11 protein-coding genes are annotated in these 17,032 nt (G+C 72.0%); 6 read left to right on the plus strand and 5 right to left on the minus strand.

Features of this window, described 5'->3' with window-relative positions; genetic code table 11:
* Positions 1–995: uroporphyrinogen decarboxylase (gene hemE, locus IE245_RS21900; protein ID WP_373305370.1), on the minus strand; the 995-nt coding region annotated here is incomplete at its 3' end.
* A 90-nt stretch (positions 996–1,085) separates the two neighbouring features.
* On the opposite strand from hemE, the gene IE245_RS21905 reads away from it, so the two are divergent.
* The 6 genes from IE245_RS21905 (at position 1,086) to IE245_RS21930 (ending at position 9,531) form a co-directional block, all read left to right on the plus strand.
* The gene (locus IE245_RS21905; protein ID WP_189950165.1) at positions 1,086–1,811 is read left to right on the plus strand and encodes a DUF3000 domain-containing protein; all 726 of its coding nucleotides are present in this window, start codon (positions 1,086–1,088) and stop codon (positions 1,809–1,811) included.
* 307 nt (positions 1,812–2,118) lie between these two features.
* Positions 2,119–2,784 (plus strand): response regulator transcription factor, encoded by a 666-nt coding sequence (locus IE245_RS21910; protein WP_015037008.1) that lies wholly within the window; start codon positions 2,119–2,121, stop codon positions 2,782–2,784.
* A gap of 81 nt (positions 2,785–2,865) precedes the next feature.
* A complete protein-coding gene (locus IE245_RS21915; RefSeq protein WP_189950167.1) occupies positions 2,866–4,149 on the plus strand; it encodes an HRDC domain-containing protein in 1,284 nt (427 codons plus the stop codon).
* A gap of 200 nt (positions 4,150–4,349) precedes the next feature.
* Positions 4,350–5,564 (plus strand): thiolase family protein, encoded by a 1,215-nt coding sequence (locus tag IE245_RS21920; RefSeq protein ID WP_189950169.1) that lies wholly within the window; start codon positions 4,350–4,352, stop codon positions 5,562–5,564.
* Positions 5,561–7,699 (plus strand): 3-hydroxyacyl-CoA dehydrogenase NAD-binding domain-containing protein, encoded by a 2,139-nt coding sequence (locus IE245_RS21925; protein WP_189950171.1) that lies wholly within the window; start codon positions 5,561–5,563, stop codon positions 7,697–7,699. The genes IE245_RS21920 and IE245_RS21925 overlap by 4 nt, the downstream gene beginning before the upstream one ends.
* A gap of 146 nt (positions 7,700–7,845) precedes the next feature.
* Entirely contained in the window at positions 7,846–9,531 is a 1,686-nt protein-coding gene (locus tag IE245_RS21930) for an accessory Sec system protein Asp2 (RefSeq protein ID WP_189950173.1), read from the plus strand.
* A gap of 45 nt (positions 9,532–9,576) precedes the next feature.
* Here IE245_RS21930 and IE245_RS21935 read toward each other — a convergent pair whose 3' ends face one another.
* The 4 genes from IE245_RS21935 to IE245_RS21950 are packed head-to-tail and all read right to left on the minus strand — an operon-like array spanning position 9,577 to position 16,772.
* Entirely contained in the window at positions 9,577–10,839 is a 1,263-nt protein-coding gene (locus IE245_RS21935) for a phosphodiester glycosidase family protein (protein ID WP_189950175.1), read from the minus strand.
* Positions 10,832–11,545 (minus strand): Ig-like domain-containing protein, encoded by a 714-nt coding sequence (locus IE245_RS21940; protein WP_189950177.1) that lies wholly within the window; start codon positions 11,543–11,545, stop codon positions 10,832–10,834. The genes IE245_RS21935 and IE245_RS21940 overlap by 8 nt, the downstream gene beginning before the upstream one ends.
* Positions 11,542–12,309: a rhamnogalacturonan acetylesterase gene (locus IE245_RS21945; protein WP_189950179.1), complete on the minus strand. Its 768-nt coding sequence runs from the start codon at positions 12,307–12,309 to the stop codon at positions 11,542–11,544. Before IE245_RS21945 ends, IE245_RS21940 begins: the two co-directional genes overlap by 4 nt.
* On the minus strand, positions 12,306–16,772 hold the full coding sequence (locus tag IE245_RS21950; RefSeq protein WP_189950181.1) for a bifunctional glycosyltransferase/CDP-glycerol:glycerophosphate glycerophosphotransferase: 4,467 nt from the start codon (positions 16,770–16,772) through the stop codon (positions 12,306–12,308). The genes IE245_RS21945 and IE245_RS21950 overlap by 4 nt, the downstream gene beginning before the upstream one ends.
* Between the last annotated feature and the right edge of the window lie 260 nt (positions 16,773–17,032).

A 17,032-nucleotide genomic window follows, 5' to 3' on the forward strand; every position in this document is an offset into this window, starting at 1 on the left:
AGGTTGAAGACGTGCCCCTCCAGGTCCTTCGCGGCGGCCAGGACCTCGTCGGTCTTCGCCTCGACGACCTCGGTGGGGGCGAAGAGGACGGCCGGGTCGAGGTTGCCCTGGAGGGCCTTGCCGGGGCCGACGCGGCGGGCGGCCTCGTCGAGCGGGACGCGCCAGTCGACGCCGACGACGTCCGCGCCGGCCTCGCCCATGAGTCCGAGGAGCTCGCCGGTGCCGACGCCGAAGTGGATGCGGGGGACGCCGTGGCCGGCGACCGCGTCGAAGACCTTCGAGGAGGCCGGGAGGATCGAGCGGCGGTAGTCGGCGGGGGCCAGGGCGCCGACCCAGGAGTCGAAGAGCTGGATCGCGGAGGCTCCGGCCTCGATCTGCACCGTGAGGAAGGCGGAGGTGATCTCGGCGAGGCGGTCGAGCAGGTCGGCCCAGAGCTGCGGGTCGCCGTACATGAGCGCCTTGGTGTGCTCGTGGTTGCGGGACGGGCCGCCCTCGACGAGGTAGCTCGCGAGGGTGAAGGGCGCGCCGGCGAAGCCGATCAGCGGGGTGTCGCCGAGCTCCTCGGTGAGCATGCCGATGGCCTCGGTGACGTAGCGCACGTCGTCGGGAGTGAGGTCGCGCAGCCGGTCGAGGTCGGCGCGGGTGCGGATCGGCTCGGCGACGACGGGGCCGACGCCGGGCTTGATGTCGAGGTCGACGCCGATGGCCTTGAGCGGGACGACGATGTCGCTGAAGAAGATCGCCGCGTCGACCTTGTGGCGGCGGACGGGCTGGAGGGTGATCTCCTTGACCAGCTCGGGCCGCATGCAGGACTCCAGCATGGGGATGCCCTCGCGGACCTTCAGGTACTCGGGGAGGGAGCGCCCGGCCTGCCGCATGAACCAGACGGGGGTGTGCGGCACGGGCTCGCGCCGGCACGCCTTGAGGAACGCGGAGTCGTACGTCCGCGACTGCTGCTTCGTCTGCTGGCCCGTCGGGCTGTTCATGGCGCTCACGCCCAAATCTTCGCATGTGGCCGGAAGCCGCTCGTGCCGGGCGGGTGTCCCTCCCCGCATGGCGGCCCCGTTCCGCCTACTCTTCCCCGCATGGCTGCGGCTCAGGGACATTTTTCCGATCATTCCGACGGCGTGCGAGGGACGGGCGACACAGCGGAGAGTACGGCGGGGACCCCGGTGCCGCCGGCGTTCCGGAGGGCGGTCGAGGCCCTGCGGACGGCGCGGCTGCGGTCCGAGATGGAGGTCGAGCCGACCCGGCCGCCGCAGCGGCTCGCGCCGTACGCGTACGCGGTGGAGGCGGCGGTCGTCGACGGCGAGGAGGACCTCGCGGACGGGCGGCTCGTGCTGTTGCACGACCCGGCGGGCCACGAGGCCTGGAAGGGCACCTTCCGGCTGGTGACGCTGGTGCGGGCGGAGCTGGAGCCGGAGATGGCGGCGGACCCGCTGCTGCCGGAGGTGTGCTGGTCGTGGCTGACCGGGGCGCTCGACGCGCGCGGGCTCGCGTACGGGGAGGCGAGCGGGACCGTGACGATGGCCGGCTCGCACTACTTCGGGGGGCTCGCGGAGCGGCGGCCGGCCACCCAGATCGAGATCCGGGCGTCCTGGACGCCCCGGGAGGGTCTGGGCGGGGTGCCGGACACGGCGGCGCACCTGGCGGCCTGGTCCGACCTCCTCTGCCAGATCGCGGGCCTGCCGCCGGCCCCGGCCGATCCGCCGGGCGCCCCGGGCCCCTCGGGGGCGCCGGGCCCGGCGGGGACGGTGTCGGGGGCGGGGGTCGTCTCGCTGCCCCAGCGGCGGGGACCGCAGGGAGCCTGAGCGGTTCGGACGGATGTGCGGCGGGACGGATGTCCAGGGGGCCCTTCGGGGCCCCTTCGGCGTTCGTACGGGGGGTCCCTCGCGGCTTCCCCGCGCGTCCCTCGTGGGGGTGAGGGAGCGGGGGCCGCTCGTAGGATGATCGATCGCGCGTCCGAATTGCCCTAATTGTTACTCACTAAATCGTGATCTTTCCCTAAAGGCGGGCGGCCCTGCTGCCGAAGGAGTCAATGACCCCTTCAGAGCACGGGTTCGCCCCCGGCTTCTTCCCCGAGCCGGCTCCGTCCCGCCCCTTCCCCCAGGAGGCCGAGTGTCCGTTCTGCTCGAGCAGCCCGCTAGCCTGGTCGCCTACCGCCCGAACAAGCCGACGGCCATGGTCGTCGTGGCCGACCCGCGCGTCCGCTCCACCGTCACCCGCCACCTGTGGGCGCTCGGCGTGCGGGACGTGATCGAGGCGTCGTCCATCGCGGAGGCCCGTCCCCGCGTCGGCAACCCGCGCGACATCTGCGTGGCCGACGTCCACCTTCCCGACGGCAGCGGCCTCACGCTGCTGTCCGAGACCCGCGCCGCCGGCTGGCCCAACGGCCTCGCCCTCTCGGCCGCCGACGACATCGGCGCGGTGCGCAACGCCCTCGCCGGCGGCGTCAAGGGCTACGTCGTCACCGGCACGAGGACCAATATCGGCCACCCGACGCGCCCCGGCGCCGCGCCCATCGGCGCCGCGGCCGCCCGGCTCGGCCACCGCCGCCCCCCGGGTGCCCCGAGCCACCCGGGCGGCTACCGCGAGCTCTCCGGCCGCGAGGTCGAGGTGCTCCGGCTCGTCGCGGAGGGCCAGTCCAACAAGGCCATCGGCGTCTCCATGGGGCTCTCGGCGCTCACCGTGAAGAGCCACCTCGCCCGGATCGCCCGCAAGCTGGGCACCGGCGACCGGGCCGGCATGGTCGCCGTCGCGCTGCGGACCGGGATCATCCACTGACCCGGTCCTGACGAAAACGCCGCGCCTGTCGACGGAACGTTCCGTCGACAGGCGCTTGCCGTCGGCGGATACCCTTGACAGGTGACCGACGCCCAAGAGACCGCGGCAGACACCGCACCGCGCACCACCGGGGGCGACCCCCCGGACGAAAACGTCCCTGCGAATGGGCTTCCGATCCCGTTGCTGGAACCCCGCGAGGGCATCCCGCCGGTCGTCGCGACCGACGACGCCCTCGCCGAGGTGATCGCCGCCTTCGCCGCCGGGCGCGGGCCGGTCGCCGTCGACGCCGAGCGGGCCTCCGGCTACCGCTACGGCCAGCGCGCCTATCTCGTCCAGCTCCGCCGCGAGGGCGCGGGCACCGCGCTGATCGACCCGGTCGGCTGCCCGGACCTCTCCGGACTCGGCGAGGCACTCGACGGCACCGAGTGGATCCTGCACGCCGCCACCCAGGACCTCCCCTGCCTGCGGGACATAGGCATGCGCCCCTCCTCGCTCTTCGACACCGAGCTGGCCGGCCGGCTCGCGGGCTTCCCGCGCGTCGGCCTCGGCGCCATGGTCGAGTCCGTCCTCGGCTACGCCCTGGAGAAGGGCCACTCGGCGGTCGACTGGTCCACCCGCCCGCTGCCCGAGCCCTGGCTGCGCTACGCGGCCCTCGACGTCGAGCTCCTGGTCGACCTGCGCGACGCGCTGGAGAAGGAGCTGGACCGGCAGGGGAAGCTGGAGTGGGCCCAGGAGGAGTTCGAGGCCATCGCCACCGCCCCGCCGGCCCCGCCGCGCAAGGACCCCTGGCGCCGCACGTCCGGCATGCACAAGGTCCGCCGGCGCCGCCAGATGGCGGTCGTACGGGAGCTGTGGACGGCCCGCGACCGGGTGGCCCAGCGGCGTGACGTCTCCCCCGGCAAGGTGCTGAGCGACGCGGCGATCGTCGAGGCGGCCCTCGCCGTCCCGGTGAACGTGGCCGCGCTGACCGCCCTGCCCGGCTTCGGGCACCGCATGGGCCGGCGCCAGCTGGAGCAGTGGCAGGCGGCGATCGACCGGGCCCGGGCCCTCCCCGAGAGCGAGCTCCCGCAGCCGGGCAAGGAGTCGGCCGGTCCTCCCCCGCCGCGCGCCTGGGCGGACAAGGACCCGGTGGCCGCCGCCCGGCTCGCCGCCGCCCGCGCCGGGGTCACGGCCCTCGCCGAGGAGCTGCACCTGCCGCAGGAGAACCTGATCACCCCGGACACCGTCCGCCGCGTCTGCTGGGAGCCCCCGGCGCGCGCGGACCGGGACGCCGTCGCGGCCGCCCTCACCGCCCTCGGCGCCCGCCGCTGGCAGGTCGGCCTGGTGACGCCCCTCCTGGTGGAGGCGCTCTCCGCGAAGGCGTGACCCGGTGTCCCGCCCGGCACGTCGAAGCCCTCGGCACCCGCCCGGTGCCGAGGGCTTCCCCGTACCCCGTGGTGTGACCTTCACCGCTTGGCCCCCAGGGGGTGGGCAGCCTGGTTACCCGCAAGTAGCATGGGGGGAAGCAAGCGCACGCTTAGTGGTGCGCCGCAGCAGTGCCGTCCCGCACCTGGAGGAGAGCCATCGTGCCTCGTACCGTCAGGGACGTCGTCTTCGTCGACGGCGTCCGCACCCCGTTCGGCAAGGCGGGCCCGAAGGGCATCTACCACGAGACCCGCGCCGACGACCTCGTCGTGAAGGCCATCCGGGAGCTGCTGCGCCGCAACCCGGCCCTCGACCCGGCGAAGATCGACGAGGTCGCGATCGCCGCGACGACCCAGATCGGCGACCAGGGCCTCACCCTCGGCCGCACCGCCGGCATCCTCGCGGGCCTCCCGCAGTCCGTGCCCGGCTACTCGATCGACCGCATGTGCGCCGGTGCCCTCACCGCCGTCACCTCGGTCGCCGGCTCCATCGCCTTCGGCGCCTACGACGCCGTCATCGCCGGCGGTGTCGAGCACATGGGCCGTCACCCCATGGGCGAGGGCGTGGACCCGAACCCGCGCTTCGTCAGCGAGAAGCTGGTCGACGAGTCCGCCCTCTTCATGGGCATGACCGCCGAGAACCTGCACGACCGCTACCCGAGCATCACCAAGCAGCGCGCCGACGAGTACGCCGTGCGTTCGCAGGAGAAGGCCGCCAAGGCCTACGCGGACAACAAGATCCAGCCCGACCTGGTGCCGATCTCCGTCCGTCGCACCAACGCCGAGGCCGGCGAGACCGGCTGGGGCCTGGTGACCGCCGACGAGCCGATGCGCCCGGGCACCACCCTGGAGTCGCTCGCCAACCTGAAGACGCCCTTCCGCGTCCACGGCAACGTCACCGCGGGCAACGCGGCCGGCCTGAACGACGGCGCCACCGCCTCGATCATCGCCTCCGAGGACTTCGCGCGGGAGAACGGCCTCCCCGTCAAGATGCGCCTCGTCTCGTACGCCTTCGCCGGCGTGGAGCCCGAGGTCATGGGCTACGGCCCGATCCCGGCGACCGAGAAGGCCCTCGCCCAGGCCGGCCTCTCGATCGACGACATCGGCCTCTTCGAGATCAACGAGGCCTTCGCCGTCCAGGTCCTCGCCTTCCTCGAGCACTACGGCATCGCCGACGACGACGCGCGCGTCAACCAGTACGGCGGCGCCATCGCCTACGGTCACCCGCTGGCCTCCTCCGGCGTCCGTCTGATGACGCAGCTGGCCCGCCAGTTCGAGGAGAACCCGCAGGTCCGTTACGGCCTCAACACCATGTGCGTCGGCTTCGGCATGGGCGCGACGGTCATCTGGGAAAACCCCCACTGGGAGGGCAAGTGAGCACCACCGCCGAGCTTCTGAAGGGCGCCGCCGCGCTCTTCCCGGACGAGGTCGTGACCTCGGCCCACGTGCGTCACTTCGAGCTGCCCTTCGGGGCCGGCCGGTTCGCGCTGATCACGCTGGACAACGGCTTCGACCACACCAAGCCGACCACCTTCGGCCCGCAGTCGCTGGCCAACCTGAACACGGCCCTCGACCAGGTCGAGGCCGAGGCCGCGAACGGCGAGATCGTCGCCGCCGGCATCACCGGCAAGCCGTTCATCTTCGCCGTCGGCGCCGACCTCAAGGGCGTCGAGCTGCTGAAGAACCACGACGAGGCGCTCGCCATCGGCAAGGGCGGCCACGACGTCTTCAAGCGGCTCTCCGCGCTCGCCGTGCCGACCTTCGCGTACTACAACGGCGCGGCCATGGGCGGCGGCGTCGAGGTCGGTCTGCACTGCACCTACCGCACCGTGTCGAAGGCCCTCCCGGCCTTCTCGCTCCCCGAGGTCTTCCTCGGCCTGGTGCCCGGCTGGGGCGGCTGCGCGATCCTCCCGAACCTGATCGGCGCCGAGAAGGCCGTCCAGGTCATCATCGAGAACTCGCTGAACCAGAACCGCCAGCTCAAGGGCGCGCAGGTCTTCGAGCTCGGCATCGCCGACGCGATCTTCGAGGGCGCCGACTTCCTGGAGCGGTCGCTCGTCTGGACCGCCGGCGTGCTGAACGGCACCGTCACCGTCGAGCGTCCGGAGATCGACCGGGGCGAGGGCTGGGACGCCGCCGTCGCCAAGGGCCGCGCGGTCGCCGACTCCAAGGTGCACGGCGCCGCCCCGGCCGCCTACCGCGCCCTCGACATCATCGAGGCCGCCAAGGACGGCGACCTGCAGAAGGGCTTCGACGCCGAGGACCAGGCCCTCGCGGACCTGATCATGGGCGGCGAGCTCCGCTCCGGCATCTACGCCTTCAACCTGGTGCAGAAGCGCGGCAAGCGCCCCGCCGGCGCCCCGGACAAGTCCCTGGCGCGCCCGGTCACCAAGGTCGGCGTCGTCGGCGCCGGTCTGATGGCCTCGCAGCTCGCCCTGCTCTTCCTGCGCCGCCTGGAGGTGCCGGTCGTCCTGACCGACATCGACCAGGAGCGCGTCGACAAGGGCGTGGGCTACGTCCACGGCGAGATCGACAAGCTGCTCGGCAAGGGCCGCATCAACCAGGACAAGGCCAACCGACTCAAGGGCCTGGTCTCCGGCGTCCTCGACAAGGCCGAGGGCTTCGCGGACGCGGACTTCATCATCGAGGCCGTGTTCGAGGAGATGTCCGTCAAGCAGAAGGTGTTCGCGGAGGTCGAGGCGGTCGCCCCGGCGCACGCGATCCTCGCCACCAACACCTCCTCGCTGTCGGTCTCCGAGATGGCGTCCAAGCTCCGCCACCCGGAGCGCGTGGTCGGCTTCCACTTCTTCAACCCGGTCGCCGTCCTGCCGCTCCTGGAGATCGTCAAGGGCGAGCGGACCGACGACGCCTCCCTCGCCACCGCCTTCGGCGTGGCGAAGAAGCTGAAGAAGACCGCGGTCCTCACCAAGGACGCCCCGGCGTTCGTCGTGAACCGCATCCTGACCCGCTTCATGGGCGAGATCCAGAACGTCATCGACGAGGGCACCCCGGTGGAGACGGCGGAGAAGGCGGTCGAGCCGCTGGGCCTGCCGATGTCCCCGCTGGTCCTCCTGGAGCTCGTGGGCCCGGCCATCGGCCTGCACGTCTCCGAGACCCTGAACCGCGCCTTCCCGGAGCGCTTCACCGTCTCCCCCAACCTGAAGGCGGTCGTCGAGGCCGGCAAGCGCGGCTTCTACGTCTACAAGCCGGAGAACGGCTTCAAGCCGGAGCTCGACCCCGAGGTCGCCGCGCTGCTCAAGCAGGGCGACACCGTCCTCACCGAGCAGCAGGTCCGCGACCGCGTCCTCGACGCGGTGGCGCAGGAGATCGGCCTCATGCTGGAGGAGGGTGTCGTCGCCGAGGCGCAGGACATCGACCTCTGCCTGATCACCGGCGCCGGCTGGCCCTTCCACCTGGGCGGCATCACGCCGTACCTGGACCGCGAGGGCGTCTCCGAGCGCGTCAACGGCAAGCGTTTCCTCGCGCAGGGCGTGGCGAGCGTCCCGGCGTAAGCACCGGCGCGCGCAGTACCGGCCGCCCCCGCGCCACGTGCGGGGGCGGCCCCCTTCCCCGGCCCCCGGACGGGCGACTGGATAGACTCCCTGGACGCCTGGGGGCCGCCCGGGCGGCAGGCTGGGGGGGCAGGGAAAGCACCACGATGAACGAATCCATACCGGTGACCGCGGAGAACTGGGCCGCGGTCGACCGCCGCGCCCTCCAGACCGGCACGGACACCTCCGGACCCGTACCGGTGGAGTACCGGTTCCGCCCCGGGGACGCCGACAACCGCCATCTGATCGTCGTCTTCTCCGGTTTCGCCGCTCCCGGCGGCTACCACTTCGCCGGCCGTTCCCTGAACGACCTGCGGGCGAACGTGCTCTGGATCCGGGACCACTTCGACGAGCACTACAGCTACTACATGTGCCGGGACATGACCTTCGACATCGAGGCGTCCGTCTCGGCCCTGATCGAGCGCACGGTCGCCGGCCTCGGCCTCACCCGCGACCAGGTCAGCCTGCTCGGCGTCTCCAAGGGCGGCAGCGCGGCCCTGTACTACGGCCTGAAGTACGGCTACCGGAACATCGTCAGCGTCGTGCCGCAGTTCCTCATCGGCGACTACGTGCGCGACCGGGCCAACACCGGCCGCTACATGCTGGGCCAGGACATGCACCAGGTCCACGTGGACACGCTGAACGCGGCGATCCCGGACATGCTCAAGGCCCGCGGCGGCGAGGGACACCACATCTACCTCTTCACCTCCGAGGCGGACGAGCAGTACCCGGTCGAGATCGAGCCCCATCTCCAGCTCTTCTGGAACTGCCCCGGCTTCAACCTGATCCGGACCCGGTCCGAGCTGGTCCGTGAGCACGGCGAGGTCTCCGGCTACAACCTCCCGCTGATCAGTTCCGTGCTCCACGCGCTGGGCGAGGGGGCGTCCCCGCACCTGGGCTTCGTCGAGAACGGCGCTCCCCCGGTCGACGAACTCACCCGCCGCGGCCACCACACGGCGCTGCGGCAGGCGGACACCATGGTGGCCGTCCTCAACCAGCAGGACCTGCGGGCCAACTACCTCCAGGTCAGCGGGCACGCGTTCCTGATGGGCGACGCCCCGTACGGCGAGCACGGCATCACCAAGAGCCTGATCGTGGAGGGCGGCGGCAGGAGCTGGGAGTACCCGCTGGCCACCGCGCAGGCCAAGCACACCCACAGCCTGTACTTCGACCGGTACGGCGCCGTCTACCCGCAGGGCGGCTTCGAGCCCACCGAGCCGAACGGGATCGCCCTGACGGGGGTCCCCGGCGGCGTCTACGACCTGTCGGTCCGGATCACCAGCCCCGCCGAGGGCATCGACCGGCGCACCCCGCTGGTGGCCCGCCGGCCGTTCGACCTGCGCCGGCCGTTCGGGAACCTGGAGATCTGCCTGATCGGCGACGCGAAGGGCGTCCGGCTCATCCGCAGGCCGGTCATCGGCCACGTTCCCGCCGACGCCGCCTTCTCCCTGGAGAAGCACTGGCAGAAGGACCGCGTCCTCCACGTGGAGGGCGTCTTCTTCGTCCACGGCCTGGAGGCGGCGGCACACGGTCACGCCACGTACTACCTGGTGCTGCGCGGGGCCCGGAGCACCCACTCGTACCGGCTCGGCATGTCGGGCAAGGCCGCCCAGGTGCGCCGGCACGTGCGGCGCGGCGACTTCAACGTGTACGACTTCGCCTACTTCGCCACCTCGGGCTACAAGGGCGTGGAGCTGAGGAACGTGCCCCCCGGCGACTACGAGGTGCACATCTCGATGAGCCGCGGCGGCTCGCTCTTCTCGATGCAGGCCGGCGAGATCAACCTCGTCTGACCACGGCCGGCGGGACGGCCCACGGGAGGGGCGTCCTGCCGCAGGTCACCGCGGGTACACGGCCAGGACGTCGGCGACCGGGCGCTCCACGCCCTCCGAGCCGTCCACCCCGCGGGGGGTGTTGCGCACGACGCCGCCGACGACCATCGTCGTCGACCCTCCCCCGTCGAGGTTGACGGCCGCCGTGGCGCCCAGGGAGGCCATCAGCCGGGCGGCCTCCTGGACCGTGGCCCCGGAGTCGACGCCCGGCTTGCGGCCGTCGACGGTGACGAGCAGCAGGGTGCCGTCCGCGGTGACCCCGGCGAGGGTGCGCGGGGCGCGGATGCCCCGGGCGGCCGTCGGGCCGACGGTCACCCGGCCGTCCCTCAGCAGCCGGTGGCTGCCGCCGACGGCCGTGTCCACCCGGCCCTCGACCGGCCGGCCTGCCTCGTCCCAGAGCCGGACCGACCGCAGCACGCCGGAGCCGCGCGGGGCGTGCTCGCGCAGCCAGCCGGCGGCCGAGCCGATGCCGTACAGGGTGGTGCCGTCCTCGGGGACGGGCCCGCCGGCGGGCCTGCGGACCTCGATGACCCGGCCGTCGCGGTCGAGCACGGCCTCGGCGCTGCCGGGCGGGCCCGCCGGGGTGCGCTCCCCCCACTCCGGGGTGAAGGAGACGATCTCCGAGGCGTCCGTGCACAGTCCGCCGTACGGTGCCTCCATGAACTCCTCGGTGTCCGCGACGCGGTCGCCGCCGACTCCTCCGCACCCGAGCACGCGGCCCGGCAGCCGGTTGACCCCGTCGAGCTCGCGGGTGGCGTTGTCGTCCGTACGCAACCGCCCGCGGACCGAGACCTCCTCGATCCGCGCCGACATGCGGCCGGCCTCGTGGCCCAGGAGCAGCGCGGCCCTTCCGTTGGTGGCCTCGCTGAGCAGCCGGCCGCCCTCGACGTACAGGCCGATCGCGTCGCCCTCGTAGCCGCCGTGGTGGCGGCCGGTGTGGACGTCGAAGAAGCCGCCGTTGACGGCGGCGACGGCTCCGCCGGCGACGGCGGTCTCCCGGACCGTCCGGGTCCGGGCGAGGGCGGGTCCGTGCGCGCCGGCCACCCGGGCACGGGCGTCGGGGCGGACGCTCACGACGCGGACGTGCGAGGTCTCCCCCGGCCCGAATCCGTGCTCGAACTCCCGGTAGCCGACGCCCTCGGGCAACGGCGTGCCGGCCGTCGCGGAGGGGTGGGGCGCGGGGGCCTTGCGGTCCGTGGGCGCCGCCGAGCAGCCCGGCAGCGCCAGGAGGAGGCAGAGGGCGAGAGAGGCGGGGGTGCGGCTACGCATGGGGGACGGACAGCGCTCCCGGGGAGATTCCGAGGTCTCCCGTGTGGACGGTGACGTCGGAGCGGACCGTGTTGCCGTCCGCGTCCTCGAAGCGCCGGGTGAAGCGGTCGTACCCGACGTGCGAGGGGTGGGCACGGTAGACGACCGTGCCGTCGGGGGCGCAGCTGAGCGAGCCGTGGCGGGCGGTGGAGACGCCCGTCACCCTCAGTTCTCCGTGGACGGGGGGCAGGGTGACCTCCTGCCCGGGGCGGAGGCGCAGGACCACGCCGGGCACCGTGTGGCGGCGCACGTGGTAGGTCCGGTCCTCGATGCCCGAGGAGTACACCAGCTTGGCACCCTGCTCGGCCATGATGCCGATGATCACGCGCGGGACGACGGGCGTGCCGTCGGGCACGTCCGCCCGCACCTTGACCAGCGCGGTGCCGGTGGTGGCCGCCGTCCCGGGGGCGAGGAGCGCGTAGCGGCCGTTGTCCAGGCGGCGGACGCCGTCGAGCTGATCGAGGACGACGGCGTCGCCGAGCCCCTCGTCCATGAGGTAGCCGTACGTGCGGAAGGCGCCGCCGCCGGGCGTCACGGTCAGGGCGATCCCGAACTCCTGCCCCGGGACCAGGGGGCGTGACGGGTCGGCGGTGGACAGCAGGTCCAGTACGCCGTCGTACTGCTCGTGCACGACCCAGGCGCGGGTCAGCGGGTACCAGTCGGTCATCGGCGCACCTCGGCCACGCGCTCCTTGGTCAGGCGGTCGAACTCCGCGTCGTCGAGGAACTCCACGGCGCGCTCGGGGTCGAAACGGCGGTCGAGGTCGCGGAAGAAGGCGGGTGGCAGCAGGCCGCGGCTCCGCAGTTCCTCCGCGATGAAGCGCGAGCACTCCACGGCGCCGTGGGCCCGCAGATGGGTGTTGTCTGCGATGCCCTTGGGGTAGTTGGGGTGCTCGCCTGGGTTCAGGTAGAGGAAGATCTCCTTGGTGCCCTCCGGTCCCGCCTGCCGCCACCAGGCGACGCTCCACTCGTTGAGGTCGATCAGCGGGACGCTCAGGTCGGCGGCGACCTCCCGCATCGCGGCGGGGTACAGGCCCAGCGGGCGGCGCATGTTGCCGAACTTGTCGAAGACCCGGCGCTCGTGGCTGGTGACCAGGACGGGGTGCGCCCCGTGGTCGCGGGCCTCGTGGACGTACCGGCGCAGGAAGCGCTGGTAGTCCACGAAGGGTTCGGTGAACCGGCCGTCGCCGGGCTTCATGTCGATCAGTCCGAAGGAGATCAGCAGCAGGTCGCCGGGGACGATGTTCTCCAGGATCCAGGCCAGCCGGCCGCGTTCCAGGAAGCTGCGGGTGCTGGAGCCGGCGCGGGCGCAGTTGACCACCTCCGCGCCGTGGACGAACAGCGGGAGGGTCTGGCCCCAGCCGACCATGGGGGCCATGCTCCGCTGCCTGCTGGTGACGCTGGAGTCCCCTGCCAGGTACACCGTGGTCATCGCGTGCGCTCCTCTCCTCGGAACTCGCCCGTGCCGCCGTCGAGGTGGAGCACCGCGCGCTGGTCGCCCACCACGGCGGCGTCCATGGTCTCGATGACCTGGTAGGCGCGCTCGCAGTTGGCCTCGTCGCGCAGCACGAAGAACTCGGCCGCACGTCGCTGGTACTGGGGTTCGACCTGGAAGCCGCGGGCGATGGAGGCGATGATCTCGTCCACCGCCTGCGCGACCGTGCGGCAGGCCGGGCCGAAGCCGTCGCGCGCGAGGTCGAAGTACCCGCGCTTGTAGTGCTTGCTGTAGAACTCCTCGTCGTCGAAGTTCGTGTAGACGATCGGCTTGCCCATGTAGGCCACGTCGAAGAACACGGACGAGTAGTCGGTCACCAGCATCGAGCATTCGCGCATCGCGAGCTGGACGTCCCGGCCGGTGGTGGACACGATGATCGACGGGTGGTCGATCGTGAAGTGCTTCAGGTAGGGCCGGATCTCGTAGTGCGGCATGAACTCCAGCTCCACGCCGTACGCCTCCAGGGCGCCCAGCAGCCGCTCGTCGCGCAGGAGCGAGGCGAAGAAGCGGTAGTACTGCGAGGCCGCGAAGGGGATCTCGGGCTTCGCCGCCCTGTTGTAGGAGGGGGCGACGATGTCGCGCCGCCAGGTCGGCATGACCAGGACCCGCCGGCGCGCTCCCTCCACCGGCTTGAGAGCGTCATAGCGGGGCAGGCCGGTGGCGGCGACGCGGTCGTAGCCGTAGCCGCAGTGCTCGGCGAAGTAGGCGCGCTCGCTGCGGCCGGTGGTGAGCACCATGTCGACGTTGGTGGCCTGGGCGTGGATGGACGCCACCACGTCGTTGTAGACGACGCCGTGCTGGAGGAAGACCCGCTTGTAGCGCAGGAGGTCCCCGTAACCCCGCAGGAAGGCGCGCTTCTGGAGCCCGGGGAAGCCGAGGTACGCCTCCAGGTCGTAGGCGTTGATGAGCCGCTCGGCGTGCAGCAGATAGGCGCGGTGCTTCCAGGAGAGCCGGTCGATGACCTGGCCGTGGGCGGCCAGCTTGTCCCAGTCGGCCGAGGTGCGGTTGATGGAGTAGTAGACCTTGCGCCGGGGGTGGTTCTGCCGGATCCACTTGAACAGGTGGTAGCTGTTGTCCTGCGCGGTGTCCTCGCGCTCGCCGATGACCCAGATGCCCCGCCCGTGCAGCGCGGGGTAGGTCAGCCAGTACATCAGGCGGGTGCGCCAGCCGGGACGGCCGGGCAGCGCGGCGCGCAGCTCCCACAGGAAGCGGCGGGCCTTGTGCCGCAGCCGGGCACGGAAGCCCCGGGTCCAGCGGACCGTCGGCTTCTCCTCGCTGTCGATGCTGAGCGTGAAGCGGTCCTTGCCCCGGGTGTGCACGCCCTTGAAGCGGTGCAGCATCTGGCGGGCGGCCACCGGCGTGTCATGGTGCCGACCGGACCCGTGGATCCGGATCGTCAGGGTCAGCTCGGCGTTGGCGAGGTAGGCGTTGAAGGCGCTCCGGCGGATGCGGGCGCGCCAGCCGGAGTACTTGTCCTGGTTCTTGCGCGTGCGCCAGCGGTCACGCCGGTAGAGCTGCTCGACCGGGACCGCGTACTCCCGACTGCCGTCGGAGAGGACCAGTTCGATGGTGTTGGTGTACGGCTGGTCGATGTCCGTGGCGGAGAGGACCAGCAGGCCCTGGAACTCGATCTGGTCGCCGGACCAGTCGAAGGTCTCCAGGACGGCGGTGGTCCGCGGGACGCGCAGCAGCCTGGTGTCCACCGTGTCGGTGGCGATCCTGCGGTAGAGGCCCTCGTCGTCGACGAAGAGGGTCGGCAGGTAGTCCGGCTGGACCCGGGGATCGGCGAAGAGCTCCAGGTCGTCGGTGACGATGGCGTGGTGCTGGCGCTGGGCCTGGGGCTGCTTGGTGTACTGGAGGATCAGCTCGCTGGGGATCTGCCGGTAGATGTTGTGCAGCCAGGGCAGCACGGCGGCGATCTCGGGCTTGCTCATGACCCGGTGGGTGTTCCGCACGTAGGACTGGAGCGAGCGCACGACGAAGCGGTGTGCGAGGCGCACCGTGCGTTCCGGCTTGCCCTGGACCACCGCCAGCACGTGGGCGCAGAGCCGGATCAGCTCCTGGATCTTCACCGCGTCGTTCCACGGCCGGTCGAACAGGGAGCCGCGCAGCTCCTCGTCGCGGGCGTAGAAGCGGGCTCCGCGGGCGATCGTGAGGCGGCGGGAGCGCAGCATGGCGGGGACGGCGAACCAGTCGTCCTCGAAGCCGGGGCCCGGGCCGCAGCGGAAGCCCCGCTCGCGCACGTAGGAGGTCTTGAAGAGCTTGGCGCCGAGGGAAGGGGAGAAGACCAGGTAGGGCGCGTCGTCGAGGCGCGCGACCCGCGGCTGCTCCTTCTTGAAGTACCGCTGCCAGGGCTCCGCGTCGTTCTGCGCCGGGCCGGGGAAGTTGTCGGCCTGGCCGACGACGACGTCGACACCGGTGTCGAAGCGCCGGGCGGCGGCCAGCAGGCGGGCGACGACCGCCTCGCCGAGGATGTCGCGGGCCCGGGCGAACATGACGTAGGGGGCGGTGACGGACTGGAGGCCGTGGTCGAAGGAGGACCGCAGCCCCAGGTCGTACTGGGTGATCACGCGGGCGTTGGGGTGGCGGGCGGCGAACTCGGCGAGCTGCCAGGGCGTCGAGTCGGTGGAACCGTCGTCGACGAAGACCACCTGGAGGTCGTGGAAGCGCTTCTGCGCGACGAGGGAGCCGAGGAACTCGTCGATGTTGTACTCGTCGTTGCGGCAGTGGACGACGAGCGCCGCGGCGTACCGGGTCGGCGGGATCTCGGGGGCGGGCTCCTCGATGCCCTGCCACCACAGCCACGGGGTGCCGCGCGGGCGGAGCTTGGAGCGGGACTCGATGGTCTGCGGGCGCAGGCCGAGGTTGCCACCGCCCGAGGAGTAGACCTCGTAGGTCCCCGACGCGCAGACGTACCGCAGTTCCTGGGTGTCGACGTTGCTGATGTTCAGGGCGGTCGAGGCCCGCTCGCCCTTGTGACGGAGCTGGACGAAGAAGTTCCAGCTGCCCGCGCGGTCGGCCTTGCCCAGGGTGGCGGCCAGGTCGATGGTGGCGTGGTAGCGGATCCACTGGTCGTCGACCTCCACGCCGGAGGTGGTGAAGTGGTGGTCCTTGTTGGAGCTGCGGCGGCGGAGCACCGCGATGAGTTCGATCTTGTCCTCGGGGTCGACGCGGCCCAGTTGGTTCCTGATCGCGCCGGCGATGTGCAACCGGTCGCCGTCGATCTCGACCCGGGACGCCTCGTTGTAGAGCCGCGCCTCGGACAGCTTGGTGCCGGTCAGTTCGAGGTCGGTGACGTCGAGGAACTTCTCCGCACCGGGCCGACCGAGCAGCGAGCCGGACCAGTAGACGCGCCCGTCGCGCTCGACGAGGTCGGAGCTGATGACACTGCGGCGCCGGGTGAAGTCCCGCGCCGAGACGGCGATGTCGGTCCGGCCGTGCAGGAGGCCGAAGGCGCGGACGCGCTCCATGGGCCCGCACAGTTCGTACGTCTGCGGATCCAGGCCCGCCAGGTAGGGCGCGACGGTCTTGACGAAACCGCGTCGGTAGGCCTCGTCGCCGGTGCGCAGCTCGGAGGTGTAGAGGCGCAGGTCGTGGGTGACGAACTTGGCGCCCTTGTGGGCGAGCAGGTCGGGGCGGCCGACGTCGATGAGGAACCGGTCGGTGTACTGGTGGACGAGCACCCGGTCGCGGATGCTGCGGAGCTCGTGGAGGCGGTGGGTGATCGCCGGCCGGTCGCTGTCGCGCTCCCACATCCACCGGTAGGCGGGGGTGGCGAGGAGCGTGAGGGACCGGGCGTGGAAGTTGGCGACGGTGGAGAAATACGTGTCCTCGAAGTAGACGCCTTCGGGGAAGCGGATGCCGAAGTCGTCCAGGAAGTCGTGGCGGTAGAGCTTGCCGGCCACGATCGGGTCGTTGAAGAGTTCCGGCAGCTCGCCGAGGCCCGCGACGGTCTGGTCGCCGGCGTAGAGCTGCGGCTGCCAGACGGCGATCTCGTCGTCGTTGAGGCTGACCCGCAGGGCGCGCCCGGCCGTCACGTCGGAGCCGGTGGTCAGGGCCGAGGCCAGCAGTTCCTCGACGGCCTTGAGCGGCAGCTCGTCGTCGGCGTCGAGGAACAGGACGTACTCGCCGGTGGCGGCCTCGATGCCGAGGTTGCGGGGCGCGCCGCAGCCTCCGCTGTTCGTCGGCCGCTCGATGATCCGCACCCGGTCGTCCTCGGTGAACTGGCGGGCGGCCATCAGGGTGCCGTCGGTCGAGCCGTCGTCGACGACCAGGACCTCGACGTTGCGGTGGGTCTGGAAGAGGGCCGACCGCAGGGCCCTGCCGAGGGTGGCACTCGCGTTGTGCGTGGGCACGACGATGCTGACGCAGTACTGCGATATGTCCGGCGGGAAACTCATGCCTGCTCAGTTCCGGGTCTGCGTGGTGGTGGCGAAGGACGTGCTGTACCGGGATCGCCGCGAGTCCCGGCGCGTCCTGTCGGCCGGGTACGGGTCGCCGGGGGAGACCGCGGCTCGGGACCGTGTGCCCGGGCACGGGCAGGCGGTGGCCTCCGCACGCGTCGTACGCCGGCCGGGCCGCCCGTTCGGTATCCGGGCAGCCCGGAGTGACGTCGTGTGCATGAGCCCCTCAGTCATCGACGCACGGACATGTGTGCATG

Origin of the sequence: Streptomyces roseolus (genome assembly GCF_014649855.1) — a bacterium.
Taxonomy (GTDB): Bacteria; Actinomycetota; Actinomycetes; order Streptomycetales; family Streptomycetaceae; genus Streptomyces; species Streptomyces roseolus.